Here is a 25,255-nt window from a genome sequence, read left to right as displayed (position 1 = left end):
TGCGTTGCAGCTTGTGAATTCCAAGCCTGACAGGCCCTCCCCTGTCACAACTCGTGCAGAAAGCGCTCGCTCGACCGAACTGAGAATGCGGCTTTTCCATTGCGCTCAATGAGGCGTTTTGCCGTTGCATGGTGCGAACATGATCTGCAACAAGCTCGCAACACATGCCACTCGCGAAATGTCGAGCGCCCATACAGGCCACCGTGAACGCTGCCAGGCGCTCTCAAGCGTCAACGCCGGTTGCTGTTTAGCTGGCGACGTCCCTTGGCACGCTTTCGGTCGGAGAAAAGCGAATATCCGCCGTCCTCCCGAAATCTGCAGCGACGCATGAGCCCCGGGCTTGACCCATTGCGTCGCCGAGATTTATTCCCTTGGGCGCCGGCATGGTGTGCCCCAGGAACCTCTTCCACAGTCGCTAGCCAATAGCGGGGCTCGAATTGATGCGGCTGAGCCCACAAATTGGTCGATCGCGCGGCCAATCGAAAGCCATGAAGAGAGGTGGAAACCCTGTAGTGCCGAAGTATCACGTTGAGGGGATGGATGGTGCTACGCAGACGGCCATACGGACAGTCAACGCCCATGTGGGCTGCGCTAACGCTTCGACGCGCCATCAAAGCATTGACCATGTTGGGGGGCGATCGCACCGCTGATGGCCAGCGAAGGCCAACAAGTGGTCCGGCTACCCTTGGAGCCAATCCGCATTTCTGGCGATTTTTCCCTGGAGCAATCAGTGCATTGACATGAACTCGGCCGTTTTATTGTTCCTTGCTGAGTGCAGGTAATCGTGCCGGAACTCAGCAAGAAAGGCCAGTCCTTCCCAATCATGGATGGTCAATTGGCCATTCACAAGTGATGTAAGGTGCTTCTCCCGAAGAGACTTGAGCGTGCGGTTGATGTGGACTGCCGACAGCCCTGTCGCCTCGCCAAGGTCAGCTTGAGTCACACCAAAAGCGCAGGTTTGATCGGACGCAAGTCCGGCATCTTCCATACGTAGCATGATTTCACAGAGAAGGTGGGCCACTCGGCCAAGCGCTTGGCGCTTCCCGACATTGACCACCCATTCGCGAAAAATCGATGCATCAACCAGTGTCGTTCGCCAAAGATTTGCCGCCAGCCTGGGGTGGCGTTCGCAGAGCAGCCGGATAGCCGAGTGATCTATGAAGCCAACACTGCAAGCGCTCACCGTTCGAACGTCGCTATCCAACAGATCGAGGTGCAGGCTCAACAGATCGGGCATGTCGCCAGGCACATGATAAGCAGTGACCTGACGCTTCCCGTCTCCTGTTACCTTCGAGGTGCTGGCTAAGCCAGCCAGGACCATTATGCACCGGGACGGCTGGTCGCCTTCCCGGACCAAGTTCTGGTTTGCGCCAATCGCAACGATCCTTATTCTTACCGCGTCGAGAGCTTGACGCTCACCTGACGTGAGGGTGAAGGCACGATGGAACTTGGCGGTTAAGGGGCTTTGATAAAGCATGTCGGCTCTCCGTTTGGGCGGGAGCGCTATGGTCTCTCAGTCACCCGCGGCCAGCAGAACGCGAATGATGCCCGACCTTATATCATAAACACCGGACCGACTTAACCTGTGATAAGTCTGGCACTGCTTCCGATGGTCCTTTCCCCATCGGCAAACACAGGCTCAACAGGATTGGTGCTTACGAGGGAAGCGGCCCATCATCGGGCCTCGAGTTGCGCAGCTGCGGCAGCAGCTATAATAGATCGTTCTCAAATTCGAGGACTCACACCATGACCGACGCCCCCGACCACGCCGCTGAACTGGTAGAACTCACGGCGGATGTGGTATCCGCGTACGTCAGCAACAATCCCGTGCCGGTCGCGGGCTTGGCGGACCTGATAGCCTCAGTGCACGGGTCGCTGTCTGGGATTGGCCATCGCGTGGCTGCCGCGACCGAAGAACCAGTGCCTGCGGTAAATCCAAAAAGGTCAGTATTTCCCGATTACATCATCTGTCTTGAAGATGGTAAGCGGTTCAAAACCCTTCGGCGACATCTGCGCGTGGATTTCGGTCTCACTCCTGACGCGTATCGAACGAAGTGGAACTTGCCATCCACTTATCCGATGGTCGCTCCCAACTATGCGGCCTCACGGTCTGCCATGGCGAAGTCGATCGGTCTGGGTAGGAAGGCACCGCAGCCCCACGGCAACTGCAACGGGCAAGGCAAGGCCGACGGCTAAGGCTAAAGCGTAGCTTCCGCGATCACACCATTACCACCGCGGCACCAATCGGCGATGTATGCATCGCGGCGGACCTGTCCGCTCTTGGCCGGTGCCCACCCAGGTTCCCCAACCCATGGCGCCGGCCATTTGTGGCCCACACCTCAGCTTCGTATTGCTGCCCAATCTTTTCTTGTTGTAGGCCGCTTACGACGTTAATCTCCGCTTGGCCTGATTGCTGGGAGGCAACGCCATGGCTGACATAATTCCAATTCGCAAAGCACGCCCTTGTGTCGAAGTTGGCAAACCCTGTGGCGAGTGGTTTGTCCGCGTGATCGAGGAAGACCAGGAACTCACCCGATCATTCAAGCTCGAATCCTATGCCGTGGCCTTTGCAGAAGGCCAAAGGTCGCGTCTGCATCTCAACACGTTTTCGCGGCTGTAGAGCAAGCCTATGCAGAGGTCCGCAGGGTTACTGGCGAATTTGGGCGATAGCATCGAAGCCATCGCCGGCCACATTGCGACCATGGAAACGCGACAACTGCACCAATAGCTCAAGTCGTTGCCATCGAGATCGGAAATCGCCAGCGCGGAAATGGTGATGGGCATCCTCGTCTATCGAGAGGTTGAACTGCGCCGCCGGCGGGGGACGGGCGGCAACGTGCTGCCCTTCCCCGGTCTCGGGACTCCACCTATCCAGCACTAGGCAGCGACGCCGGACCTGTAAGAGGCCATCGGATAGCGCATCCCTGTCGGTGATTGTTCACGTTCTTGAGCAGCACTTCATGCGGATCCTGCACGGCCTGGTGATTGTCGCAGATCGGCGACAATCGGGCCGACGATTGCCTTGTGCAGCCGTTCCGCCTCGATCTTGAAGCGGGCGAGCTGTTCCTGCGAAACGTGTTGTGAGGGGTTTTCGTCTTGACCATGGTAGCGAACTCCGTTGAGGGGATCGCCGCAAACGGTTCTTGCACAAAAAAGCCCGTCGCGGTGAGCGACAGGCTATTATGACATCAGGGGATTAGAACTTGTAGGCGATGCCGAAGCGAACCTCGTTGGTCTTCAGATCAACGTCGGCATTGACCAGACCACCAAAGGATTCTGTACCGAAGTCGGTATAGCGATACTCGCCTCGCAGCAGCAGATTGTCGGTCATGGCATAATCCAAGCCCACGCCTATCGTCCATCCTGTGAATGTATCTCCGAACGAAGGTCCGCCTCCATTATTACTTATGTCGACATCGCCAAACGCAACGCCACCCGCAATATAAGGAAGAAAGCGATCAACGGCATATCCTAGGCGCAGTCTTGCCGCCGCACTCCAGTTGAGTTCTTCGGTGGCGATGCCGCCCGGGATCGGGATACCAGGAGCGCTGAAGACTTGGCCGCTGCCATCAACATTCGCATATACGACGTCCAGCTCCGCGCCAATCACAATGTTATTGGACATCTGATAGTTGTAACCGGCGTAGACGCCACCAAGGAACCCGTCGGGATCTGTGTCGACAAAGCCCGGCCCACCGATTTCGTCTATGTTGCCATTCCCCCAAGCATAGCCTGCCTGTAGGCCGACATACCCACCCGTCCAGCTAAAGACCGGCGCGGCTTCTGCAACGATGGCATCGGCAGCATACGCCGACGAAGCCAGCAGAGACAACGACAGACCAAGAAGCAGCTTCTTCATAGGTGATCTCCTGTAACTAACCTTTTTGGTAGCAGAGCGCGCCGATTGATGCAGTTGTTTTTCTGCCACAGTTGGCCGAATTCAAATCGGCCGCCCGCACTTACATGAGAACCTTATGCCAACTCGCTGGTGGCGATCGGATCGCCCCTCGCCACAGTGGGCAACTGCTCGGCCACCCAAACTGTCCGGAACCTTCAGGCCGGGAACACTCATTCCGGTATCCCAGAATTAACATCGAGGAGGGTACGATAAAGGCTGTCGACCTCCTTGTCGTCGAACGCCTCGGTCAGCTCGCTTTCCGCAATCCCCTCAGCCTCCGCGTCGGCGATTAGGCGCTTTGCGAGCTGCTCGATCTCCGCTCGCTCTTTCGGCGCACCGGCGTCGGATAGATCGTGTTTTTTTATCCATTGGTTCAAAAATAGGACGGCCGGCTTGCTCATTCGGAAACACCTGGGGCAAAGTGCACGACGGCATCGACCAGCGTCCGATATAGGCTATCAACCTCTTCGTCGATCTCTTCGCGCTCGATCGTCAAGGCTTTAGCGTCGGCATACAATTTGTGTATGTACTCACTTACCGAAACGGCGTCGGTTTTAGCCGTTTCGGGGAAATTGTTGCCGATCCAGCGATCGAGAAAGTTGACGCCGCGTGTGCTCATGAAGCCTAAGCTCGATCCAGCGCTTAGGTTCCAGCAGGGCGCTCGACGGCAGCTTCGTCGACCTCGGCTTCCATTTCGTCGTTGACAGTCTTGGTCTTGCCGAAGGCGGCCACCGGCTCACCGTCAAAGCCCTGCAGCCACGCGTCGGCATGCTCTCCCCAGTAGGCTGGCACCGCACGTCTCCTTGCCATCCTTGCTCGCTTGGGCGTACATCCAGGCGTAGGTGGCGCGCTCCTGATCTTTCCTAGCCACGGCCATCTGTGTCATCCTCTCGGAAGTCCTGCAGTGAGGCGTGGCGCAGGTCATCCTCGCCGCGCAGGTGCTTTACGCGGCCGATCAGCCCCGGCTTGACCCATTGCGTCGCAGGCCGCTTCATGACGCCCTTGGGCGCCGTGCCTGGGTGCTCTTGGACGCGTTTCCATAGCCTCTCGCGCATTTCCCGGTTCAAGGTGACGAACGCGCTGCCGACATAGCGCCCTGTGCCCCGCTCGGCCATGAGAGCGAAAGCCGGCTTGCCCGCTTCACGCTCGACGCCGAGCAGATCGAACTCGTCGATCGCATAGCACTTGGCCTTCAGCCAGTTGGCTGACGGACCGCTGCGGTATTTGCTGTCCTTCCGCTTCGACACCATGCCTTCAAGTCCGGCTTGGTCGAGCAAGTGGAGGATCGCCTTGGCTTCGCCGGGCAGAGGCTCGCTGAACTGAATACGCCGCCCGGGCTTGATCATGCTGGCCAGGATCTCGCGCCGCACCTCAAGCGCCATGTCGCGCAGATCGTGCCCATTGAGGTGCAATAGATCGAAGGCGACGAAATAGAGGTCTTGCTGTCGGCGGGTGATCGCTTTGCGCAGATCGCCGAAGTCCGAAAGGCCAGCTTCGTTCAAGACGATGATCTCACCGTCGACAATCGCGCTTTCGGCACCAAGACTCTTTGCCTCCCCCACCAGGTCGCGATATTTCGCAGTCCAGTCGTGGCCGTTGCGCGTATAAATGCGTGTGCCGTCTTCATCGATGATCATCTGCGATCGGTAGCCGTCGAACTTGACCTCGTGGGTCCAGCCTTCACCCTCGGGAGGGTTCTCCACAAGGGTCGGCATCAACGGCTCGATGAACTTCAAACGCATGCACTGATCCGCCCTCCGGCGATTCAATAAGATTGAGCTAAAATAGTTCCGAAACCGGAAATCAGCCTCTTGGGTGCAACAAACACGTCAACTCGGCGTTGCGGGATGAGCGAAGGAGGAATCGATATGGCCGACGACAAGAGCAAGCGGGACTTTCGCGATCGGGACCGGGTCTCGGCCGATGAGGATTATGAAGTCGAGTATTTCGCAGCCAAGGCCGGGATCACCCCGCAGCAGGTCAAGGAATTGATCGCGAAGCACGGCAACCAACGCGAAACGCTGGAGCGAGAAGCGAAGGCTCTGCGGAAATAATGACCAGGCTATCGGATCTCGGCAGACCAATAATTGGGCACCGACATGAAGGCCCGCCCGCGAGCGAACTCGCGCATTTCCTCCCTTGCCCTGTTTGCGGGCAACAGATCGATATGCGCGATTTTCGCCAGGTCGCTTATCATGCCGATCCGGATCACGATCAGCCTCTCGAACTAGACGCTTAGGAACACAAGTGTCGAAATACCACGTTGAGGAAATGGATGGCGATACCGTGACGGCTACCCACATCGTGCACGCGACAACGCCGATCAGGGCGGCGCGGGAAGCGACGGAGCGCGACGTCACCCTGCGCACCAGCGAACCCATTTGGATCAGGGTTGCCGACGAGAAGCGCGGGCACGTCTTCGAATACTGTTTCAGCCTGTAGCTGGCGATCCAACCCGGCTGAGTTTGGATGGCATACCATGCCGTCGACTTCGATACGCAAGTTCGACTATGACCCGAACACCAGGGTTCTCTCGGTTTGGTTTGTAGCGAGCGGGAAGCATTACGAGTTTTTGGACGTACCTGCTGAGGCCGTTGCCGCGTTCAAAGCTGCCTTTGCCAAGGGCGTCTATTTTAACAGCCACATCCGCAATCGTTATGCATTCCGGCTCGCGGCAGGGAGGGCAGCAGCCGCATCGGGCGATTGACAGAATTTCAGATTCGAGGCGGCCCGCGCCATCGCAGGGGAGCAACTGTGCGAATTGACCAGGTTCCGAGGGCAAACGAAAAGCCGGCCGGCCGGGCCAGCGGGCGCGTATTATACTAAGCTAAGTGCTGGGCCTATTTGCCCATCATCATCGCAGTTTTGCAGAAGTTTTCATGGGCCTGTCGGACAGGTCTGCCACGACGGCGTGACCCACGGCGACGGGTCGGCAAACAGCGCACTCCTGCGCATCCACTGGGCTTACGAAGTCGGTCGGCTGCTCTGCGATCATAGTGCCCTTATCGGAGAACCGCGCTGAGCTCCGCGCAGTCACCGGTCCTGCAATACGGCCGGATCTATGATCAAAGCGCTGAGCAGGAGCCATTCGGGGTCTACGCCTGCCGCCCGGTATTTATTGTCACAAAAAGGGGAACAACGGCAGCTCGGCCGTGTTGGGCCAGTTAAGCAATATTGCAGGAGCACAACATGCATTTCGTCAAAGTGCTTTTGGCTGCGATCGCCATCGGTCTCATCAGCCCGGGGGCAATGGCTCAGACCGCGACGACGTCCCCGCAGGAATTTGTCAAAGCAGCTGCGAGTTCAGACATGTTCGAGATCCAGTCGAGTGAGTTGGCGCTGCGGAAATCGAAGACATCACGAGTGAAGGAATTCGCTCGCATGATGATCAAGGACCACACGAATTCTTCCAAGCGGCTCATTGCGGCGGCAAAGAAGGACGACGTCGCAGTGGCACCGGAGATAACAAGCAAGCATGCTGCCCAATTGGAAGCATTGAGCAACGACAGCAGCGGGGCGTTCGATAACGCCTACATCGACGCCCAGGTTGCAGCGCACCAGGAAGCCCTGACGCTGATGACCTCCTATGCGGAAAACGGTCAGGCAAAACATCTGGCGGCCCATGCGAAAAAGACCGCGCCGGTCATCCGGCAGCATTTCAAACATGCCCAGCAACTGAGCAAGAGCGGTTCTCAGGGCTGAGTGGATCTGGCCACGACGTTGGTTCTTCGCGGCGCTGTGGAGTCTGTGCCAACCCTCTGGCATTGCCTCCGCCCCCAGGGACGCTGCAACCTTCAAGCGGTCGTCGATGCAGGAACTCTAAAGGTGCGTCGCTCAGGTAGTCCGGCGTGCAAGCACCAGCGTCGTCGAATTTGCCAAACGAACAGGAGACCTGACATGCCAAAGCAAAACGAGACCTCGCATTCGAGACGAAGTGACTTCGCCAATGATGAACCCATTCGCCCGGAGGATGCCGCCGTGTTGGACAGCCCCGTGGGCCACGAAGACAGGCACGGCGCGGAGCCAGGTTTCGGGGGAGCCGACGATGTCGACCAGCCGATCGGCGCAAGGCCCCGCAGCGAAATTACCGGTCGTCATGATGAAGGGGCAGGCGCCAATGAGACGATCGACGGCTTAAGCGAAACCGAGGAACTGACCCGCAGCTACGCCGAGGACATACCAACCGGTGACAATGATGAGGAGGAGGAAGACATCCCTGTCTTCGAAAGAGGCCGAAGCAACACCGAACTCTGAGCGCGCCAGGTTGAACCCCGCACGGTGAGGAACATGACAATGAGCACATTCGGACTTCGGGTTGCGTCTTTGGGGCTCCGGGCCTTTTTGGGACTGGCGGCCTCGCTGACTTTGGGCGTCGAGGCATCTGCGCAGACAAGTCAGCCCGCGCAGCAATCCGGCGACTCGTCGCAAACAGCCAAGCAGGGTCGACTGCCGGCGCAAGGATCGTCGCCGACCGCCAAGGATGATGTCGGCGTTGACGTCTCGCTCGGCCGGCCGGAGGTGAAGCAACAGGTTGCAAGACATCTGGGAGTGGCTGAGACCGAGTTGCCACTGGCGGTGCACGTACCGATCGCGCTCGCTTCGCAAGTCTGCGGGCAAGAGGTATTTACCGCCCGCGCCAATGTAAACCGAAGCTGCACCGCGACGAAATTCATTCCGGAAATCGCCGAGGCGGCACGCAACCATCCACAAACCTCCGCGGTACCGGAGCAGTAGCACCGAAAATGTCCGAACCCGGCGCGACGGTCGTGCCATGCTTACCCGAGGGTAGCGCTCCAACCCGGGGTAAATCAGCCAGCCCCACCGCCGTCTGTTTTTGGCGGCATGCATGATGGCGTTCGCCGCCATCTCTTAACCAATGTGAATGCTGTTGCTCCGCAGCCACGCTACGAGATCCTGTCCGAAGCGGAGGCAGGCAGATGCCACTGGAATCCCTGATCGATCAATATGTGAGCAGCCGCAAGCGGCGGGGTCTTTTGTCGATACGGCACGCTCTCGAGGCGTTGAAAGAGGCCGTTCCGGCGCTGTCGATCGGCGAAAGCCATCTTGTCAATATGATCGCCGAGCGAGCGCTCGCCTTTGGCCTCGCCATCCACTTCGATCATTCCGGCGAGAATGCCGGGTAGACTCCACGAGCGTCTGCTGATGCTACAGGACGAGGAACTCGGTGTTCGCGTAGCTTCATTGCCTGGTGGGCGGATCTTTCCGAGGCTGCTCCCATCCGTGTTCTGGGCGGGTGGTTAAAGTCGCCGAAGCGATGCCACGGCGTGCACCGAGCCCACCCCGGCATTGGACAAGCTCCCCCAGCTTTCGCCAGTTGGAGCTTTCGTCTACTCGCAGCAGCCCTAGCGAGGCTCGATCAGCCTCCGCGTTCGGCGGTCTCGGAAGTTTTGCTCCAGCGGGCGGTTCGGGCCGGCGAATTGAGGTTGAAAGGAGAAGATGATGACGGACAACAAAACCGAGCGTGATTTTCGCGACAGGAACCGGGTCTCGTCCAACGAACGCAACGAACTCTTCCATTTTGCCCAGCAGAACGGCATCACGCCTGAGCAGGTGATGGAGCTCATCAAAGCCGTCGGGAATGACCGCGCCTCGTTGCGGCTGCGAAGGAATTGAAATCAGTTTCCCGGGGCGGCTCGCTTACGGCATGAAGCCTCGCTGCCGAGGAGAACCTTGAGCCGTGGTGAGAATTTGAGTGTAGCATCATCCTGACGCACACGCGGAGCAGGTCGAGCGTGAAAGTGAAAATTGTACCCCTGCCCAACATGCGGCAAGCGCTGGAGGTTCGAGGCTGCGCAGATCGGCTATGGTCACCCCGAACCATAATCCACTCCAACCCGAGTCCTGGACGCACGGCGTGGCACCGAGCCTACTTCCTGCCGTCGTTCAATAATAATCCCGCGCCGCAGTCAGCCAGCGAGATCACCGTCGTCTGCCGGACGCGTGTCGGCTTCCAAACTGACAACGCACCGCCTTTGTAGCGACGCTTTCCAGCCACGATCACCTGCGCAGCTTTGCCGCGCTCGCTGCGCACCAATAAATTCCATCTCCTTCCCTCACACTGATCTTGTTCAGGCGGTCGTTTTGCCGCTGCGGTAGGCGCTGTCCTTCCGCTTCGATCGCGGTAGCGCCCAGTATCAACGCTGCCAGATCAAACCGCACAATCAGCACCTCAAAGCTGATCAGCAGAAGCAGCAGTGAATCAGGACCTCGTCGATCAGGGTCAAAGGGCCAAGCACATATGTCTGGGCACGGTGACCGTGGCATAGCCGGCGCTGCAATGACGGCGTCGGTGCCCGTCTTGTGGAGCCGGAAAGCCCAACTTAGAAAACAGTCGGCGGTGCCGATCTCGAAGAAATTCTAGCCCGGCACGGTGAACAGGCTGGGGGCCGCATCGCGATCTAGGGTTCAGCACAACTCCGGCGGCATCGAGACGATCGACCTCAGCCCGGTCGGCGGCCCTCGGCCACGTCCATGACCAGCACGCGCAGCATGGCCAGCTGGCGCTTACCCTCCATGGCGCGCCCGTCGGCGACGGTCTGTCTCTTTCGGCTCAGGAAAACGTCACTCTGAGTTTGCTAAACGCGGTGCTGGACCGGTTACCACGCGTCAGATCTGGATCATCACCTTGCCGGCCTCGATTCTCATCGGATAGATCGCGAGCTTGACGCAGACCGGCGCGCCCTTGACCTGGCCGGTCGCAGAGCGGCCAATGTGCTTCAAGGCATTCGATGACGTCGTCGATCACCAGCCCTTCGGCTAGATGCGCCTTCTCATGGGTCCAATATCCGTCGGTGGTGAAGAGCTCGTCATCGGGCGAGCGGCAAACCGCGAGGATCGAAGCAGATGACATACTCTTCCTCGATGTCATCGACCGCGCACGCTTCAATCCAGTCGGCCATCTCCGGCTCCCGCACCATCCGCTATGGCTATTCAGCCGCCGCCGACATATCCACCTGGTGAAATTCGCCGCGATAGGGTCTGGCTGTCGGCGGCAATTCGCGCTTGAGATAAAAATCCTCGTACCGCAGCTGCTTCAGCAGCACCGGCCAGACCTCGCGATAGGCATGCCACATCGACGGGTTCGCTACCGGCAGGTCGTGCTTGATCAGCTCGTGCAGCCTCGGCAGCGCATGATAGGGCACCATCGGGAACATGTGGTGTTCGACGTGATAATTCATGTTCCAGTAGATGAAGCGGCTGACCGGGTTCATGTAGACGGTGCGGGTGTTCAGCCGATGGTCGACCACGTTGTCGGCCAGGCCGATATGCTGCAGCAACCCTGTCAGCACCATGTGCCAGCTGCCATAGAGGCGCGGCAGGCCGATCAGCACCAGCGGCAGCAGCGACCACGTGAACAGCGCCAGCCCGACTGTCGCCGCATAGATGGCGACATGCCAGCGCGCAGCGATCACCGCCTTGTGCTGCTCCATCTCGGGGATATAGCTCTTCTCTTCATCGGACAGCTTGCCGAACGCCTGGCGCACCAGCGCCGGCAGCGAATAGCGGAAATCGAGAATACCGGTGAAGGCGAGCGCCGCCCGCAGCAGATCTGGGGGGCGCATGACGGCGATTTCGGCATCGCGGCCGACGATGATGGTATCGGTGTGATGGCGGGCATGGCTCCAGCGCCATTGCACGGGGTTGCGCATCAGCATGAAGCTTGAGATCTGGTAGACGACATCGTTCATCCAGCGCGTCCGGAACGCGGTACCGTGGCCGCATTCGTGCCAGCGCGAGTCGCTGGACGAGCCGTAAAGCACGCCATAGACGAACAGGAACGGCACCACCCACCACGTGGCCCAGAACCATACGATGCCGGCGGCCGACACCAGGATCGCGGCGACCCAGATGATCGTGTCGCGGATCGCCGGCCCGTCGGAGCGTTGCATCAACTCCTTGATCGCCTTGCGCGGGACATCGGTGTGATACCATTCGGCCGAAGCCAATCCGGTCTCAATGGCGCGCTTGGTGCTTTCACCGACCAGGCTGTAGTCGCGCTTCCTGCTTGCCGTCATCGTCATCTCCGCTTTCCCGCCTGCGCTCCGCAAGGGCCGCCTGGGGCCGGCCGGGCCGCGCCTGCTTCCGTATTCCGGCGCACTTCCCGCCCGCCGCGGCAACCGATCGTGCGTTTCAAGCCGGTCACGCCTGCAGTCTCGCAAAAGCGCCCGACGGCGCAGGGTAATCCTGTTGCGGCTGCCGGGCGATCGACCCTATCCTCGCTTCCGCTTGGGCGATCTGGCCGGCACCGTCGAGCACCCGGAACACGGCGTCATAGGAGCGGCTTTCGCCATGGTCCAGCCAGATCATCTCGCCCCGTTCGCGCGCGGCGAGATTGCCCAGAACATGATGCGTCGAAGGTTCGATTCCCAACGCATATAGGCCGGCCTGGAAGTTCTGCCACTGATAGGTGCAGGGCAGCTGATCCTTGCGGGTAACGACCTCGAAGCCGAGGCCCAGGTGGTCATTGACGACGGCCACCGGCACCTCGCCCGCCGCATCGGAGCCAAGCTCGTGCTCCCAGACCTGCTCGCTGAACCCCAGCTGCGGCGCCGGCACGGTTCGGTAGCCGACTTTCTGCGCCTCGTAGCGTTCGCCGGCGTGCGCCGCCCAGACGACATCCCGGATCGGCGCCAGGTAGCGCGAACCCTCGTCGAGCAAGGGATGGCTGACATTGACGTGATAGAAATACATATGCGGCGTGCGGCTGAAACCGTGATTGACGACGCGGTCCGACAGGCGGATCTCGCTGCCGCCGACATCGGCCTCGATGCGGCGCAGCAAATGGAGATCCTCGCCGAACACGGTTGCCTGCTGGACGATGCCTTCCGCCCACAGCACGCAGCGGTCGCCGTCCCAGGCCTCGCCGTAGCCGGTCAGCCGCGCCGGCACGGTGCCGATGCGGCCATGCAGCGAGTGCAATACCCGCTTGCGCCCGGGATAATTGTAGCTTTCGGCCGGCACGTCTTGCCGGCCCAGTATATGATCGAGGCCGCAGGTGACGAGCAGCCCCGAGAACGACCGGCCAAAGGCGAAACCGTCCTCCCCTTCATGCTCGTGCAGTCCGGGGTGGCGAAAGCCGCTCGGCGAATGCCAGCCGATCGCCTGGCCCCGGAAGTCGCAATCGGCGATATCAAGCGCCCGGTCGACCAGCGCCGTGAAGCGCAGGCCGGAGCCGGTGCGGAACTCGAGCATCCGGATGCCGCGCTCCACGCCGTCGCCGAGCGTCATAAGCCGCACACCGGCAAACTGCGACAGCATGCCGGATCGCTCGGCCACCTGCCTTCGCGACAGCGTCTTGCCGTAAAGCTCTACCATGCGACGTCCTTCACTTTGCCCGCCTCCTTGAGCAAGGCCGACATGTCGGCGCCGGTGATGATGCTTTCCACCGTCAACAGGTCGGTGTCGGCGACCGTCTGTTCCGCGACGATTTCGCCGCGGCGCATGACGATGATGCGGTCGGCGACCTGGAACACGTGGTGGATGTTGTGGGTGATGAGCAGCACCGAGTGGCCGGCGTCGCGCACCTCCTTGACGAAGCGCAGCACGCCGTGGGTTTCCTCGACGCCAAGATTGTTGGTCGGCTCGTCGAGTATGATCACCTTGGCGGCGAACTGCATGGCGCGCGAGATCGCGATCGATTGCCGCTCACCGCCCGAGAGCGTGCTCACCAGTGCATCGGCATCGAGCTTTTTCGAAATGCCGAACCGCTTCAGCAGCGCCGAGGCGGCGTTGCGAAGCTTGGCGAGATCGAGCGGCGCGAACACGCCGAGCCAGCCGAAATTGACCGGCTCCCGGCCCAGGAAAAGATTGCGCGCGATGCTGAGGTCCGGCGCGAGCGATGTGTCCTGATGGATGGTCTCGATGCCGAGGTCCATCGCGTCGCGCGTCGAGCGGATCGATGCCTTCTCGCCGCGCACGAAGATGTCGCCGTGGTCGGCCGGGAAGACGCCGGAGATCGCTTTGATCAGCGTTGACTTGCCGGCGCCATTGTCGCCGAGCAGGGCAACCACCTCGCCTTCGTTGAGGGTGAACGAGGCGTTCTTCAGCGCACGCACGTTGCCGAAGGACTTTTGCAGGTCTTGCAGACGCAGCACTTCCATCGTCAGCTCCTTGCGGCGTTCTTCTGCAGCAAAGCGTGCAGGATGAGCATGGCGAGGATGATGACGCCGACGAAGATGTTGTATGCCAAGCCCGGCACGCCGATCAGCACGATGCCGTTGCGGATGGCGCGCAGCATCAGCGCGCCGACGATGGTGCCGAGGATGGTGCCGCGCCCGCCGGTGAGCGCCGTGCCGCCGACCACCACCATGGCGATCACTTCGAGTTCGTAGCCGGTGCCGGCCACCGGCGAGGCGGCCGAAATCCGGAACGCGCTGATCATGCCGGCCAGCCCGGCCACCACCGAGGTCAGGATGAACAGCCAGATCTTGACCGCGTCGGCCGGCACGCCGCGCGCCACCGCTGCGTTGCGGTTGCTGCCGATGGCGCTGATCCAGTTGCCGAGCTTGGCGTAGCGCAGGATGTAAATCGCCAGCAGCGACAGGCCGATGAACCACCAGAGCGAGGTGTAGAACCGGAACGAGCCTACATTGAAGCTGCCGGCAAGCAGCGTGACGAAGAAGCCGGGCTGGTCCCACGACTTCAGGGGGAATCCCTGCGTGATGTAGAGCGCCGCGCCGCGCACGACGAGCAGCATCGACAGCGTGACCAGGAACGAGGAAATGCCGATCTTGGTGACGATCAGCCCGTTGATGGCGCCGATCGCGATGCACAGCACAAGCCCGGCCAGGAGGGCGACGCCGATGTCGATACCGCCATTCTGCACCAGCAGCATCACCACGACGGGCGCAAGGCCGAACACGGCGCCGACCGACAGATCGAACTCGCCCGCCGTCAGCAGCAGCGTCATGCCGAGAGCGATGATGCCGAGCTCGGGCAGGAACGCCATCATGTTGGATATGTTGAGCGGCGACAGGAAGTTGCCGTCGGCGATGGCGAAAACCACGAGCAGCACGATGAGGATGATGAGCGAGGAGAATTGCGGCGAACGCAGCAGCGCAGACCTGCCCTTCGCTCGCTGCGTGTCGTCGTCTGCTGTGATTGCCATATCTGTCAGGACCATGCGTTTCGTCCGGCGCCCGCCATTTCGGGGCGGGCGCCGATTGTCGTCACTTGTTGTAGAGTTTCAGGATCGGCTCGACGCTCGAGGCGTCGTAGAGGCTGAATGTGTGAATGTCGTAGCCGACCGGCTCGCCAGAGGCCGCAAGCCCGAGCAGCGCCACCGGCATGAAGCCCTGCGCCGACGGGTACTGCCAGGCCGCAGCATTGACGAAGCCGGACTTGACCGCCTCGGCCGTCTCCTTTGAGTTGCCCCAGCCGACGACCGGGACCTTGCCGGCCGACACACCGGCCCCGTCGAAGACGCGTTTGATGCTTGCTGCCACGGAATCGCCCAGTGCAATGATTGCCGGCGGATTGTTGGCGACCATGTAGTCGGTCATCTTGGCGATGATGCCGGCCGGGTCGGTGCCGCAATCGACCACGTCGTACTTGATGCCGAGCGGATCGAAGACGCTGGCGATGCCCTCGGTCTCGAGCTGCTGGTAGCTGGCGCCCGGCACTTCGACCGGCAGGAACACCTTGTCGCCCTGCTTCACCATCTTGTGGTCGACGAGATACTTGGCCCAGATGACGCCCGCTTCCCTGAGGTCGGCCCCGACATAGGCCTGCCGCCCGGTCGCCGGATCATCGGTGTTGAAGAACACGATCGGTATGCCGGCGGCCTTGGCGGCCTTCACCTCCTCCGTCCACAGGCCGGGCTGAGCCGAGGTGGTAGCGATGCCGTCCGGCTTGGCGGCGAGCGCCGAGTTGAAAGCCTCCTTCTGCGCCGCCATGTCGCCGCCGCTGAACGAGATCTTGCAGGTCACCTTGAGCTGGTCGCAGGCCTTGGTCGCGCCGGCATTCCAGTCGATCCAGAACGCGTCCGAAGGGCCACCATGCGACAGCAGATAGAAGGTCTTCTGGCCGTCCTGCGCGAATGCCGGCAGGCTCAAGGAGACCCCGGCTACCAGCGTTGCCGCGGCAGCCACTTTCAATGCGAATTTCAACATTCATTCCTCCCTTGGTTGGAGTTGCGCCGCCATGCGCCGGCGGCGCAACCGGCGCTCACAGCCCGTTGGCGCGGAACTTCCCGTCGAGGAATTTCTTCGCGCGCGGCACGTCGTCTTCCGAGAGATGCTCGATGATGACCGGGATGTTTGGGTGCTTTTCCGCCAGCCGCTGGAGATAGAGATCGTAATTCAGCGAGCCCAGCCCGGGCGCCGGCAGCTCGATCTCGCCGACGCCGCGGAACGTGTGGCTCTCCATCGCATCCTCGTCGCCGATGTCGGCATGCTTTTCCGACTTGTCGCTGCCCGAACGCTTGACGTCCTTGGCATGCGCGATCTTGATCTTGTCGGTCAGCGTATCGAACACCTGGTTCAGGATCTGGTCCATCCGGTCGATGTTGTGGGTTTCGAAATAGTTGGTCGGATCCATCAGCAGGCCGAGGCCCGGATGGTCGACCTGGGCGAACATCTTCACCGTCTCCTCGACCGAACCGACGACATTGTTGACATAGGTTTCGAGCAGGAACACCGCCCCATGGTCGTAAGCCGTCTGGGCAAGCTCCGAGATCACCTTGCGGCATTCCTCGAATCCTTCCTCGGTCTTGTTCTTGGGGTGATGCACCCAGTCGGATTCGGTGTTGTAGGTGCCGGTCTCCGAGATCACGTAGGGCGAGCCGAAGGCGCGCGCATTGCGGATGATCTCCTTGAGATAGCCGACGCGCTTGTCGCGCTCGGCCTTGTCGGGATGGATGATGTTGGTGTAGCCCGACACGCAGCAGATCGGCAGGTTGTTGTCGCGGAAGACGTCGCGCACCTGCTTGGCCTTTTCCTCAGTGATCTGCCCGGCCGACAGATCGACATCCCTAAAATGCAGGTCGAGCTGCACCGTGTTGAAACCGAGCCCGCGGATCTTCTTTGCCGTCTCTTCGAGGCCGTACGGGAAATAGCCCGTGAAAATACCTGCCTGCATCATGATGTGAGTTCCTCCCTGTAAGCGATTCAGTTGGCTGATTTTATCGAGATTTCGGAAAGCTTGACGGTGCGGCCCTCGTCGATCGAGCGATAGCCGGCTTCGACCAGCGCCATCGTCTTGACGTTGTCGGCCACCGATAATGCCGGCGGCGCGCCTGTCTTCACCGCATGCTGCAATTGCTCCATCACGCCGATGAAGGCATGCGGGAACCACATCGTGTCCCAGCTCGGGCTGACCCACTTGCCATCCGTCGTCTCGGTCGAGGCATAGGTCAGCGTCGAGGCCACGCCTTTCGGCCAGCCGATCGTGCCTTTGGCGACACCCTTGGTGCCGTCGACGCGCCAGTTGATGTGCTGGTCGTCCAGATAGCCCTCCTGGCGCGGTCCGGACCAGACATCCTCCAGCGACACGGCGAGCACGCCGGAGGGAAAGCGCAGCGTCGAGACGGTGATGCCGTCGCTATGCTCGAATGTCGTGCGCGGGTCCTTGCGTGTCAGGGTGGTGATTTCCGAGGGATCGCCGAACAGGAAGCGCAGCACGTCGAGATGGTGCACGCTCATATTGGCCAGCGTCAGCCGGTCGTAGTCTTGAAGGAAGGTCTGCCAGTGCGGGATGGCATGCATGTCGATCTGCGCAAAGACGATGTCGCCCAGCGCGCCGCTGTCGATAATCTGCTTCAGCACGCGCATCGACTGGTCGTAGCGCATGTTCTGGTTGACCGAGAGGATCTTTCCGGACTTTGCGGCTTCGTCGCGCAGTTTCACGGCTTCATCGACCGACAGCGCCAGCGGCTTCTGCGCCAGGATCGCCTTGATGTGAGGCTGCTTCAGCGCATGGCGGATCAATGCCGGCTGCTGGTCGGGCGGAAACGCCAGGTCGACGATCTCGACCTCGGAATCCTCGATCAGCTGTTCCGGTGTGTCGTGGACGGTCGCAATGCTCCAGCGCTTCGCCACCTTCTCGGCGCTGGCCTTGGTCCGTGAGGCGATCGCCATCACGTTGAACCCCGCTTCGCGATAGGCTGCCAGATGGCACTCGGCCATGATCATGCCGGCGCCGATGCAGCCGATACGGTATTCTTTCGTGCGGACCTTCACGTCCGGCTCGAAGCCTTCGCTCGCCATGTCTTCCTCCCGCAATTCTGTTTTCGCAGCCGCGATCATCTCGCCAACGCGCCTCCGTCCTGCCCGAAATAATGCACCCGGGCCGGCTCGCAGGATATCGCTACCACCGCATCCGGCCTGATGTCGGGCTGGCCGCGCAGCAGCGCCTTCAGCCGCGCCTCTCCGGCGGCGAGCGTTACCACCGTGTAGCCGCCAAGGGGCTCGACCTCGAATACGCGCGCCGGGCGGCCAGCGCCCCCTTCGACCCAGGGCCGGACCTTGATGTCCTCCGGCCTGAGCCCGATTTCGATCGCGTCGGCCGGAGCAGCGCGATCGTCGATGCTGACCGTGCCTTCGGCGGCCTCGAGGCCATCTTCGCCGCAAACGGATTTGAGGATGTTCATCATCGGCGAACCAAGCAGTCGCGCCACATAGGTGTTCGCCGGGCGGTCGTAGATCTCGGACGGGGCGCCGATCTGTCGGATCCTGCCATTCTCCAGAATCGCGATGCGGTCGGCGATCGACATCGCCTCTTCCTGGTCATGGGTGACGTAGATCAGCGTCTTGCCGAGTTCGCGCTGGATGCGCTTGAGCTCGACGCGCGTTTCCTCGCGCAGCCGCGCATCGAGCGCAGAGATCGGGTCGTCCATCAGATAGGCGTTCGGGTCGCGCACCAGGGCGCGGGCTATGGCCACGCGTTGCCGCTCGCCACCGGAAAGCTGCGCCGGCGGCTTGTGCAGAATATGGCCGATGTGGAGCTTGGCGGCCACATCGGCGACACGCGTTTCGATCTGGGCCTCGGCGACCTTGCGCTCGACCAGCGGGAAACGCACATTTTCGCGCGCGCTCATATGCGGGAACAGCGCCAGGTTCTGGAACACCATGGCGACATTGCGCTCGGCCGGCGAGACGGTGTTGACCGGTTTGCCGCCGATCAGGATCTCTCCGGCGTCAGGCGTCTCCAGCCCGAGCACCAGGCGCAGGATTGTCGATTTGCCCGACAGCGGCGGCCCGAAGAAGCAGAAGAATTCGTTGTCATTGACGGTGAACGAGGCGTCGTCGACCGCGAGCGTCGTGCCGTAACGCTTGCTGACATTGCGAAAGACGATATCGGCCATGTCAACCTGCCTTCATCGCAATGCCGCTGCGGGCATCGAAGACACGCACGGACGATGCCACGGGGGCGACGACGGCAAGCTCGCCGATCGACAGTCCGACAGCATTGTCGAACACCGCCTTCACGGCGGTCTCGCCATCGCCGAGATGGACGATGGTCCTCGCGCCGATCCGCTCGACGAAGCTCACCGGCATGGCGAGGCCCTGCCCGCTCTGCACCAGCGACACCTGTTCGGGCCGGAAGCCGTAAAGCACCTCAGAGCGCGATCCGCGCAAGGTGGCGGCCAGCGCATCCGGCAGCGTCGGCGTGACCCCCAGTGGCCCGAGATCGACCACCAGGCCCCGGTCGCTCTCCGCCGGCCTTCCCTTCAGCAGGTTCATGCCCGGAGCGCCGATGAAGCGGGCGACGAAGACATTGGCTGGATTGTTGTAGACTTCCAGCGGCGTTCCCACCTGCTGCAGCACGCCGTGATCCATGACGGCAATGCGGTCGGCCATGGTCATGGCCTCGAGCTGGTCATGGGTGACGTAGACCATCGTCTGCCTGAACTGGCGCTGCAGCTGCTTGAGCTCGGTCCGCATTACCGCCCGGAAGGCGGCGTCGACATTGGACAGCGGCTCGTCGAGCAGGAAGATGGCCGGCTCCATGATCGCCGAGCGTCCGATTGCCACCCGCTGCAGGATGTTGACCGAGAGCCGGTCGGCCTTGCGGTCGAGCAGCGGCGTCAACTGCAGCAGCTCGGCGGTGGCGCCGACGCGGCGGTCGATCTCGGCTTTCGCCGCACCGCGCATCCGCGGCCCGTAGGCAAGGTTCTGGCGCACCGTCATGTGGGTGAAGATGGCATAGTTCTGGAAAACGAAGCCGACGCCGCGCCGGCCCATCGGCACGCCGGCCATGTCGCGCTCGCCAAACAGGATCTTGCCGCTGGTCGGCTCCTCCATGCCGGCGATCATGTTCATCGTCGTCGACTTGCCGCAGCCCGAAGGCCCGAGGAGCGCCATGAACTCGCCATCGGCGATGTCGAGGTCCATGGTCTTCAGCGCCGTGAACTCGCCAAAGGTCTTGACCAGGTTGCGCAGCTGGATCGCGCTCATGCCGGCACCAGCCTTGCCCGCGCCATGCGCTTCATGGCGAATACGGCAACGATCGAAAGCACGACCAGGATGGCCAGCGCGATCGCCGCCACATAGCCCCAGATCAGGTCCTGCGTCGTGACCTTGTAGATGTAGACGGAGATCGTCTCCGTGGCGACGCCGGGGCCGCCGCCGGTCATGATGTAGAGCGTGTCGAAGATCTTGAAGTTCTCGATGACGCGGATCGCCAGCGCGATGATGATGATCGTCTTCATCTTCGGCAGCACGATGGTGACGAAGCGCTGCCACGGGTTGGCGCCGAGCAGGGTCGCCGCCTTGATCTGGTCCTGCGGCACGCCGACCAGGCCGGCAAGCAGGATCAGGAACATCAGCGGCGTCCACTGCCAGATATCGGCGATGATCACCGCGATCAGCGCCAGTGTGGGGTCAGACAGCCAGGCGATGGTGACGCGGGAACCGCTGAGTGCCGACAGGATGTCGTTCAGCGGCCCGCCCGACTGGAACAGCATGAAGAACATGTAGCCGGCCACCGCCGGAACCACCATCATCGGCATCAGCAGGATCGAATAGAAGACCCGCTTGCCCGGAAAATCGTCCGCGAACAGCGTCGCCAATGCCAGGCCAAGCAGGAATTCGACGGGCACGCACACGACCATGACGATGGCCGTGCGCCTCAGCGCGCTCCAGAAGCGCGCATCGGCGGCAAGGTCGGTGTAGTTGGCGAAGCTGTTCCACATCTCCCATGCGTTCCACCAGCCGAGGCCGGAGAGCGGCGACCAGTCGGTGACGCTGATGTAGAGCTGCATCAGCAGCGGGAAGACGGAGATGAAGAGCACCAAAACCTGCGCCGGCAGCGTCAGCCGGAATCCCAGCCGCGCTCCCTCGTCCCGCAGCGCGGGCTTGCCAAGCGCGGCCTTTGCGTCCTTTGAGACAGTCACGGTCACCGCGCTCATTGCTTGAGCGCGCCGAACGTCAGTCCGCGCACCAGATGGCGCTGGATGGCGATGCCCATGATGACCGGCGGCACCGCGGCGATAAGACCGAGCGCGGCCTTGGCGCCATAGAGCTGCCCGGTCATCGAGGAGGACAGCGAGGCCATGTAGACCGGGATCGTCACCCATTCACGCGTCGTCAGCAGCAGCGCGATCAGATAGTCCGACCAGTTGAGGATGAAGACGAAGAGGGCGGCGCTGGCCAGCGGTGCGCGCATCATCGGCAGCGTGATGCGCGTGAAGACGCGCAGCCGCGAACAACCTTCGACAAGCGCCGCTTCCTCGATCTCGCGCGGCATGTCGTCGAAGAAGGTCTTCATGAGCCAGAAAGCGAACGGCAGGGTGACGATGCCGTAGATCAGGGCCAGGCCAAACCAGCTGTCGGTGAAGTTCAGGAAGGCCCACATGATCATGACCGGGATCATCACCGCCATTGGCGGAAACAGCCTGAGCTGGATCAGCGCCAGCGGCAGGTTCTGGCCGGAGCCGAAACGCGACAGCCCGTAGGCCGCAGCCGTGCCCGCCGACATTGCGATCGCCGTGCCGAACACCGAAGACAGCAGCGACGACAGGATCGGCTTCAGCGCGGTGCGGTCGAGCGCCACGATCAGATTGTTGTTGGACTCGCCGAAGACGAACTGGAAATTGCCGAGCGTCGGGTTCTTCGGCCACCATGTCAGGTCGGCGCCGGTCGCCGACCATTCGGCGATCGGCTTGAAGGCCATCGACACCATCCACAGGATCGGTACCAGCGTCACCGCCATCGCCGCGAAGATCGCGGCGTAGCGGAATATCTCGAAGGGGACGGAACGCTTCATCTGGCTGCTTTGCTGGTGGCGTTGACTGCGGCGGGGAGGAACAGATGCTCCTCCCCTCCAGCGCTGATCCAGGGAGACGGATCAGCTGATCGGGTCGAGAACCGTCGGCCAGGCCTCCTTGTTCGTCCTGATGGCTTCGAGCAATTTGTCCTCGCCGATGCGGCGGGCGATCTTCTTCCACTCCGCTTCCGTGTCGGCCATCGCCTGTTCCGCTGTCTTGGCCTTGGTCAGCGACGCCATCAGATTTTCGTCCAATGCGTTGTGGAAGGCGGTGGCGCCGGGATAGTTGATCGTCGGCACCGTGCGGGCGACGGTCTCGCGCACCACGTCGATGTGGTAGGCGTGGTAGGTCTGGCGCACCAGCGGATCGGAGAAATCCGAGAGCCGGAACGGATCGAGATAGCCGCCCGGATTGGCGCTCATCCAGGCATAGATGCGGGCGGAGCCCAGCCACTGCAGCAAAAGGTAGGCGACCTCCTGGTTTTTCGACTGCGACGAGACCATGCCGGTCAGCGAGAACCACAGCACGGAACGGCTGATCAGCTTGCCGTCGACTTCGCGGCCGGGCGGCAGCATCGAGCCGATCTTGCCGGTGACGGCAGAATCCTTGTTGCCGGCATTGTCGAGGAATTTCGGCAGGTTCGAGAAGGCGCAGGTCATCGCCGCGCCGCCCTTGGCGAAATTTCCATACTGCTCCGGCCAGCCCCAGGAGATCGCGTCCGGCGAGTGATGAACCAGCGAGCCGACATATTCGTTGGTGGCGGCAATGCCGTGCTCGGAATTGATCAGCGGCTTGCCGTCGTCGCCGAACAGGAACTGGTTGGGCGATGCCATCGAGACATAGCGCTGATACCAGTTGGTGTAGCCCCAGCCCTGGTTGCGCAGGTCGGTGGAGCCGAACAGGCCCTTGTCGGGCCGCTGGAAGAAGCCCGCGATGTCACTGTGCTGCTTCCAGGTCTTCGGCGGCGCCAGATCGTAGCCGAATTTGTCCTTAAACGCCTTCTGCTCGGCAGCGTCGCCGAACAGGTCGGTGCGGTAGACCCAGGTCTGGAAGTCGCCGTCCAGCGACACGCCATAGTTGGACCCGCGATATTTGTTGAGCAGCGACACGCCCTTGGCGCCGTCGACATAGCCGGTCTTGGGATCGTCCCATTCGGGCTTGTACTGGGCGACGAAGTCGTCGAGCTTGGCGATGCCGCCGGTCTCGGCAAGGTCGCCGAGGCGGTTCCATTCCGTCGAGTAGATGTCATAGGCCCCACCCTTGGTGGAGATGTCCTGCATCGTCTTGGTGAATTCCTGGCCGTTCGGCAGGCCGACGATCTCGATCTGGATGCCGGTTTCCTTTTCCCACAGCTCCTTGATCGACGGCGCACCCGCAGGGAAAGGCTGTGTGAGTTGGCCAATCGAGCCATCCGACAGGCCAAGCACGATCTTGGCCGGTGCCTTGCCAGCTCCCTTCAAGGCCTTGGCCGCCTCAACGGCACGGGCTTCCGGCGTGTCGGCGCCATATTGATAGCGCTCGGCGCCCTCGAAACCGGTGGGACCGCCTACCATGCCTGGCGCCAGCGCGTCGGCCGCAACGGCACGGCCGGGACGGATGAATTGCGGTGCGATACCGGCCGCAGCCACGAACGCCGCCGCCTTCCCTCCGGACGCCAACAAGCCGCGTCGCGATATGCGGATCAAATCAGACATTGGAATTCCTCCCTCAGGGCCGATGTTTCCTCCACGAGCCCGTTGAGGGATATTGACGGCAGCACCGGAAGGCTGTCAACATCATAAATACTCAAAATACATCGTAACACCGCAACCGCGGAGAAAATACCTCATGCAAAGGTCGACACACGGGCTCAATGCCTCGATTTGATGGGAAATCTGCCTTTCTGGCACGCGACTATCACGCCGGGCGACGCGATTTAGCCCAACCTCCTTGCGCATCGGCTAAGGCTCGATACATCATTTCCCATCAGAATCGCTGATGGCTGGCAGCTGTGGCCGTCGGACGGGCTAGCGGCATTGTGCGATCTGATGCATTGAGGAGATGAAGACGGTGCGTTCCACCTTGACTGACATAGCCCGGGAAGCCGGCGTTTCCGCCGCCACCGTCGACCGCGTGCTGAACAACAGGCCCGGTGTGCGGGCGCGCACGCGTGAGATCGTGCTCGAAATGGCGCAGCGCCTCGGCTACATCGCGGAAGGCCCGAACGGAGCGCCGCCCAGGCCCTCACCTGGAGAGGTCATCCGTCTCGACTTCGCCCTGCCGGCCGGCACCAATTCCTTCATCAAGATGCTGCATCGACACATCGAGGCGCAGGCCCTAGCGCGCCCCGATCTTGACGTCCACATCGCCACCATAGAGGGCTTCAACCCCGACCGGCTCGCCCGCCTGCTGCAAGAATTGCGTGGACAGACACAAGGCGTCGGCGTGATCGCGCTCGATCATCCAACGGTGCGCGAGGCGATCCGCTCGCTGTCAGCCAATGACGTCAAGGTGGTGACCATCGCCTCCGACATCCTGCATGTTCCGAGAGTGGCCTATATCGGCATCGACAACCGCGCCGCGGGGCGGCTGGCCGGCTATCTGCTCAACCGCTTCATGGGATCCGAACGCCCAAGCAAGGTGGCGCTGTTCGCCGGTTCGCTGTCCTACCGCGGCCATGAGGAACGCGAGATGGGATTCCGGCACATCTTGACCGAGGAGTCGCCCAACCTCAAGATCGTCGAGATGCGCGAAATGCTGGATGACCGAGAGAAGGCTTATTCGGAAGCATCAGCGCTTCTGGACCGGCACCCCGATCTTGCCGCGATCTACAATGTCGGCGCCGGCAACACCGGCATCGCTCGGGCGCTCAAGGAGCGTGGACGCGCCAAAGACATTCTCTTTCTCGGCCACGAGGTGACAGACGGCACCAAGGAACTTTTGTTGGATGGGACGCTCGATGCGGTCATAGATCAAAATCCGCGCGTCGAGGCGCGGGAAGCGCTCAACATTTTAAGCCACTCTGTCAGGCACCTGAACTATGAACCGCATCAACCACGACTTCAGGTGATCTTCAAAGAGAATATACCTGAAATCTGATCAATGGATCCGTGATCGTATCGCAAAGCACAGCGTTGGCGTCGCCACCGGTC

At 61.5% G+C, this 25,255-nt stretch carries 30 protein-coding genes and 1 pseudogene; 11 read left to right on the top strand and 20 right to left on the bottom strand.

What is annotated here, in order from left to right:
* Nucleotides 1–727 precede the first annotated feature (727 nt).
* Nucleotides 728–1,477, bottom strand: a complete 750-nt coding sequence (locus tag NKJ64_RS16745) for a Crp/Fnr family transcriptional regulator (protein WP_023686036.1) — start codon at nt 1,475–1,477, stop codon at nt 728–730.
* Nucleotides 1,478–1,746: 269 nt separating this feature from the next.
* On the opposite strand from NKJ64_RS16745, the gene NKJ64_RS16740 reads away from it, so the two are divergent.
* Nucleotides 1,747–2,196: a Ros/MucR family transcriptional regulator gene (locus NKJ64_RS16740; protein WP_352462976.1), complete on the top strand. Its 450-nt coding sequence runs from the start codon at nt 1,747–1,749 to the stop codon at nt 2,194–2,196.
* A 232-nt stretch (nt 2,197–2,428) separates the two neighbouring features.
* Nucleotides 2,429–2,620, top strand: a complete 192-nt coding sequence (locus NKJ64_RS16735; protein ID WP_023673145.1) for a hypothetical protein — start codon at nt 2,429–2,431, stop codon at nt 2,618–2,620.
* Between the two features lie 576 nt (nt 2,621–3,196).
* Here NKJ64_RS16735 and NKJ64_RS16730 read toward each other — a convergent pair.
* From NKJ64_RS16730 to NKJ64_RS16710, 5 genes are all read right to left on the bottom strand, one after another.
* Nucleotides 3,197–3,859 (bottom strand): outer membrane protein, encoded by a 663-nt coding sequence (locus NKJ64_RS16730; protein ID WP_023673148.1) that lies wholly within the window; start codon nt 3,857–3,859, stop codon nt 3,197–3,199.
* Nucleotides 3,860–4,068: 209 nt separating this feature from the next.
* Entirely contained in the window at nt 4,069–4,299 is a 231-nt protein-coding gene (locus tag NKJ64_RS16725) for a DUF768 domain-containing protein (protein WP_023673149.1), read from the bottom strand.
* Entirely contained in the window at nt 4,296–4,517 is a 222-nt protein-coding gene (locus NKJ64_RS16720) for a DUF768 domain-containing protein (protein ID WP_023673150.1), read from the bottom strand. The genes NKJ64_RS16725 and NKJ64_RS16720 overlap by 4 nt, the downstream gene beginning before the upstream one ends.
* Before the next feature lie 23 nt (nt 4,518–4,540).
* Entirely contained in the window at nt 4,541–4,690 is a 150-nt protein-coding gene (locus NKJ64_RS16715; RefSeq protein WP_023673151.1) for a hypothetical protein, read from the bottom strand.
* 71 nt (nt 4,691–4,761) lie between these two features.
* Entirely contained in the window at nt 4,762–5,640 is an 879-nt protein-coding gene (locus tag NKJ64_RS16710) for an ATP-dependent DNA ligase (protein WP_352462975.1), read from the bottom strand.
* A 126-nt stretch (nt 5,641–5,766) separates the two neighbouring features.
* On the opposite strand from NKJ64_RS16710, the gene NKJ64_RS16705 reads away from it, so the two are divergent.
* The 8 genes from NKJ64_RS16705 to NKJ64_RS16670 all read left to right on the top strand — a co-directional run bounded on the left by NKJ64_RS16705 (nt 5,767) and on the right by NKJ64_RS16670 (nt 9,532).
* Entirely contained in the window at nt 5,767–5,952 is a 186-nt protein-coding gene (locus NKJ64_RS16705; RefSeq protein WP_023700484.1) for a DUF3606 domain-containing protein, read from the top strand.
* Between the two features lie 193 nt (nt 5,953–6,145).
* The gene (locus NKJ64_RS16700) at nt 6,146–6,340 is read left to right on the top strand and encodes a hypothetical protein (protein WP_352462974.1); all 195 of its coding nucleotides are present in this window, start codon (nt 6,146–6,148) and stop codon (nt 6,338–6,340) included.
* 37 nt (nt 6,341–6,377) lie between these two features.
* A complete protein-coding gene (locus NKJ64_RS16695; RefSeq protein ID WP_023673160.1) occupies nt 6,378–6,605 on the top strand; it encodes a KTSC domain-containing protein in 228 nt (75 codons plus the stop codon).
* A 482-nt stretch (nt 6,606–7,087) separates the two neighbouring features.
* The gene (locus NKJ64_RS16690) at nt 7,088–7,600 is read left to right on the top strand and encodes a DUF4142 domain-containing protein (RefSeq protein WP_352462973.1); all 513 of its coding nucleotides are present in this window, start codon (nt 7,088–7,090) and stop codon (nt 7,598–7,600) included.
* Nucleotides 7,601–7,795: 195 nt separating this feature from the next.
* On the top strand, nt 7,796–8,152 hold the full coding sequence (locus tag NKJ64_RS16685; protein WP_023685250.1) for a hypothetical protein: 357 nt from the start codon (nt 7,796–7,798) through the stop codon (nt 8,150–8,152).
* A 39-nt stretch (nt 8,153–8,191) separates the two neighbouring features.
* Nucleotides 8,192–8,632, top strand: a complete 441-nt coding sequence (locus NKJ64_RS16680; RefSeq protein WP_023707404.1) for a hypothetical protein — start codon at nt 8,192–8,194, stop codon at nt 8,630–8,632.
* Nucleotides 8,633–8,835: 203 nt separating this feature from the next.
* Nucleotides 8,836–9,042, top strand: a complete 207-nt coding sequence (locus NKJ64_RS16675) for a hypothetical protein (RefSeq protein WP_023673164.1) — start codon at nt 8,836–8,838, stop codon at nt 9,040–9,042.
* 316 nt (nt 9,043–9,358) lie between these two features.
* Nucleotides 9,359–9,532 (top strand): DUF3606 domain-containing protein, encoded by a 174-nt coding sequence (locus NKJ64_RS16670; RefSeq protein WP_023731698.1) that lies wholly within the window; start codon nt 9,359–9,361, stop codon nt 9,530–9,532.
* Between the two features lie 253 nt (nt 9,533–9,785).
* On the opposite strand, the gene NKJ64_RS16665 is transcribed toward NKJ64_RS16670, so the two are convergent.
* The 14 genes and pseudogenes from NKJ64_RS16665 to NKJ64_RS16600 all read right to left on the bottom strand — a co-directional run bounded on the left by NKJ64_RS16665 (nt 9,786) and on the right by NKJ64_RS16600 (nt 23,818).
* Nucleotides 9,786–9,953 (bottom strand): hypothetical protein, encoded by a 168-nt coding sequence (locus NKJ64_RS16665; protein ID WP_156935602.1) that lies wholly within the window; start codon nt 9,951–9,953, stop codon nt 9,786–9,788.
* A 572-nt stretch (nt 9,954–10,525) separates the two neighbouring features.
* Nucleotides 10,526–10,818, bottom strand: a pseudogene (locus tag NKJ64_RS16660) (Rieske 2Fe-2S domain-containing protein).
* A 27-nt stretch (nt 10,819–10,845) separates the two neighbouring features.
* On the bottom strand, nt 10,846–11,940 hold the full coding sequence (locus tag NKJ64_RS16655; RefSeq protein WP_023685252.1) for a fatty acid desaturase family protein: 1,095 nt from the start codon (nt 11,938–11,940) through the stop codon (nt 10,846–10,848).
* 118 nt (nt 11,941–12,058) lie between these two features.
* Nucleotides 12,059–13,234, bottom strand: coding sequence for an aldose 1-epimerase family protein (locus NKJ64_RS16650; protein ID WP_023673170.1), 1,176 nt, complete (start codon nt 13,232–13,234; stop codon nt 12,059–12,061).
* A complete protein-coding gene (locus NKJ64_RS16645) occupies nt 13,228–14,025 on the bottom strand; it encodes an ATP-binding cassette domain-containing protein (RefSeq protein WP_502902872.1) in 798 nt (265 codons plus the stop codon). The genes NKJ64_RS16650 and NKJ64_RS16645 overlap by 7 nt, the downstream gene beginning before the upstream one ends.
* Nucleotides 14,022–15,026, bottom strand: coding sequence for an ABC transporter permease (locus tag NKJ64_RS16640; protein ID WP_050586906.1), 1,005 nt, complete (start codon nt 15,024–15,026; stop codon nt 14,022–14,024). Before NKJ64_RS16640 ends, NKJ64_RS16645 begins: the two co-directional genes overlap by 4 nt.
* 61 nt (nt 15,027–15,087) lie before the next feature.
* On the bottom strand, nt 15,088–16,029 hold the full coding sequence (locus NKJ64_RS16635) for a sugar ABC transporter substrate-binding protein (protein WP_023673173.1): 942 nt from the start codon (nt 16,027–16,029) through the stop codon (nt 15,088–15,090).
* Between the two features lie 55 nt (nt 16,030–16,084).
* Nucleotides 16,085–16,999, bottom strand: a complete 915-nt coding sequence (locus NKJ64_RS16630; RefSeq protein WP_352462971.1) for a sugar phosphate isomerase/epimerase family protein — start codon at nt 16,997–16,999, stop codon at nt 16,085–16,087.
* Nucleotides 17,000–17,025: 26 nt separating this feature from the next.
* Nucleotides 17,026–18,123 (bottom strand): Gfo/Idh/MocA family protein, encoded by a 1,098-nt coding sequence (locus NKJ64_RS16625; protein WP_352462970.1) that lies wholly within the window; start codon nt 18,121–18,123, stop codon nt 17,026–17,028.
* Between the two features lie 35 nt (nt 18,124–18,158).
* Nucleotides 18,159–19,220: an ABC transporter ATP-binding protein gene (locus tag NKJ64_RS16620; RefSeq protein WP_023731702.1), complete on the bottom strand. Its 1,062-nt coding sequence runs from the start codon at nt 19,218–19,220 to the stop codon at nt 18,159–18,161.
* A gap of 1 nt (nt 19,221) precedes the next feature.
* The gene (locus tag NKJ64_RS16615) at nt 19,222–20,313 is read right to left on the bottom strand and encodes an ABC transporter ATP-binding protein (protein WP_023731703.1); all 1,092 of its coding nucleotides are present in this window, start codon (nt 20,311–20,313) and stop codon (nt 19,222–19,224) included.
* Nucleotides 20,310–21,266 carry a carbohydrate ABC transporter permease gene (locus tag NKJ64_RS16610; RefSeq protein WP_352462969.1) on the bottom strand — a complete coding sequence of 319 codons (957 nt, stop codon included), beginning with the start codon at nt 21,264–21,266 and terminating at the stop codon, nt 20,310–20,312. The genes NKJ64_RS16615 and NKJ64_RS16610 overlap by 4 nt, the downstream gene beginning before the upstream one ends.
* The gene (locus NKJ64_RS16605) at nt 21,263–22,123 is read right to left on the bottom strand and encodes a carbohydrate ABC transporter permease (RefSeq protein ID WP_023669474.1); all 861 of its coding nucleotides are present in this window, start codon (nt 22,121–22,123) and stop codon (nt 21,263–21,265) included. Before NKJ64_RS16605 ends, NKJ64_RS16610 begins: the two co-directional genes overlap by 4 nt.
* An 81-nt stretch (nt 22,124–22,204) precedes the next feature.
* Nucleotides 22,205–23,818, bottom strand: coding sequence for an extracellular solute-binding protein (locus tag NKJ64_RS16600; protein ID WP_023700495.1), 1,614 nt, complete (start codon nt 23,816–23,818; stop codon nt 22,205–22,207).
* A gap of 355 nt (nt 23,819–24,173) precedes the next feature.
* Here NKJ64_RS16600 and NKJ64_RS16595 point away from each other — a divergent pair, with 355 nt between their 5' ends.
* Complete coding sequence (locus NKJ64_RS16595; protein ID WP_023669472.1) at nt 24,174–25,202, top strand: LacI family DNA-binding transcriptional regulator; 1,029 nt, start codon at nt 24,174–24,176, stop codon at nt 25,200–25,202.
* Nucleotides 25,203–25,255: the final 53 nt, after the last annotated feature.

The organism is Mesorhizobium sp. M0062 (genome assembly GCF_040323125.1).
Taxonomy (GTDB): Bacteria; Pseudomonadota; Alphaproteobacteria; order Rhizobiales; family Rhizobiaceae; genus Mesorhizobium.
Note: the sequence above shows the minus strand (reverse complement) of the source record. Positions and strands in the feature narration are given on the sequence as shown.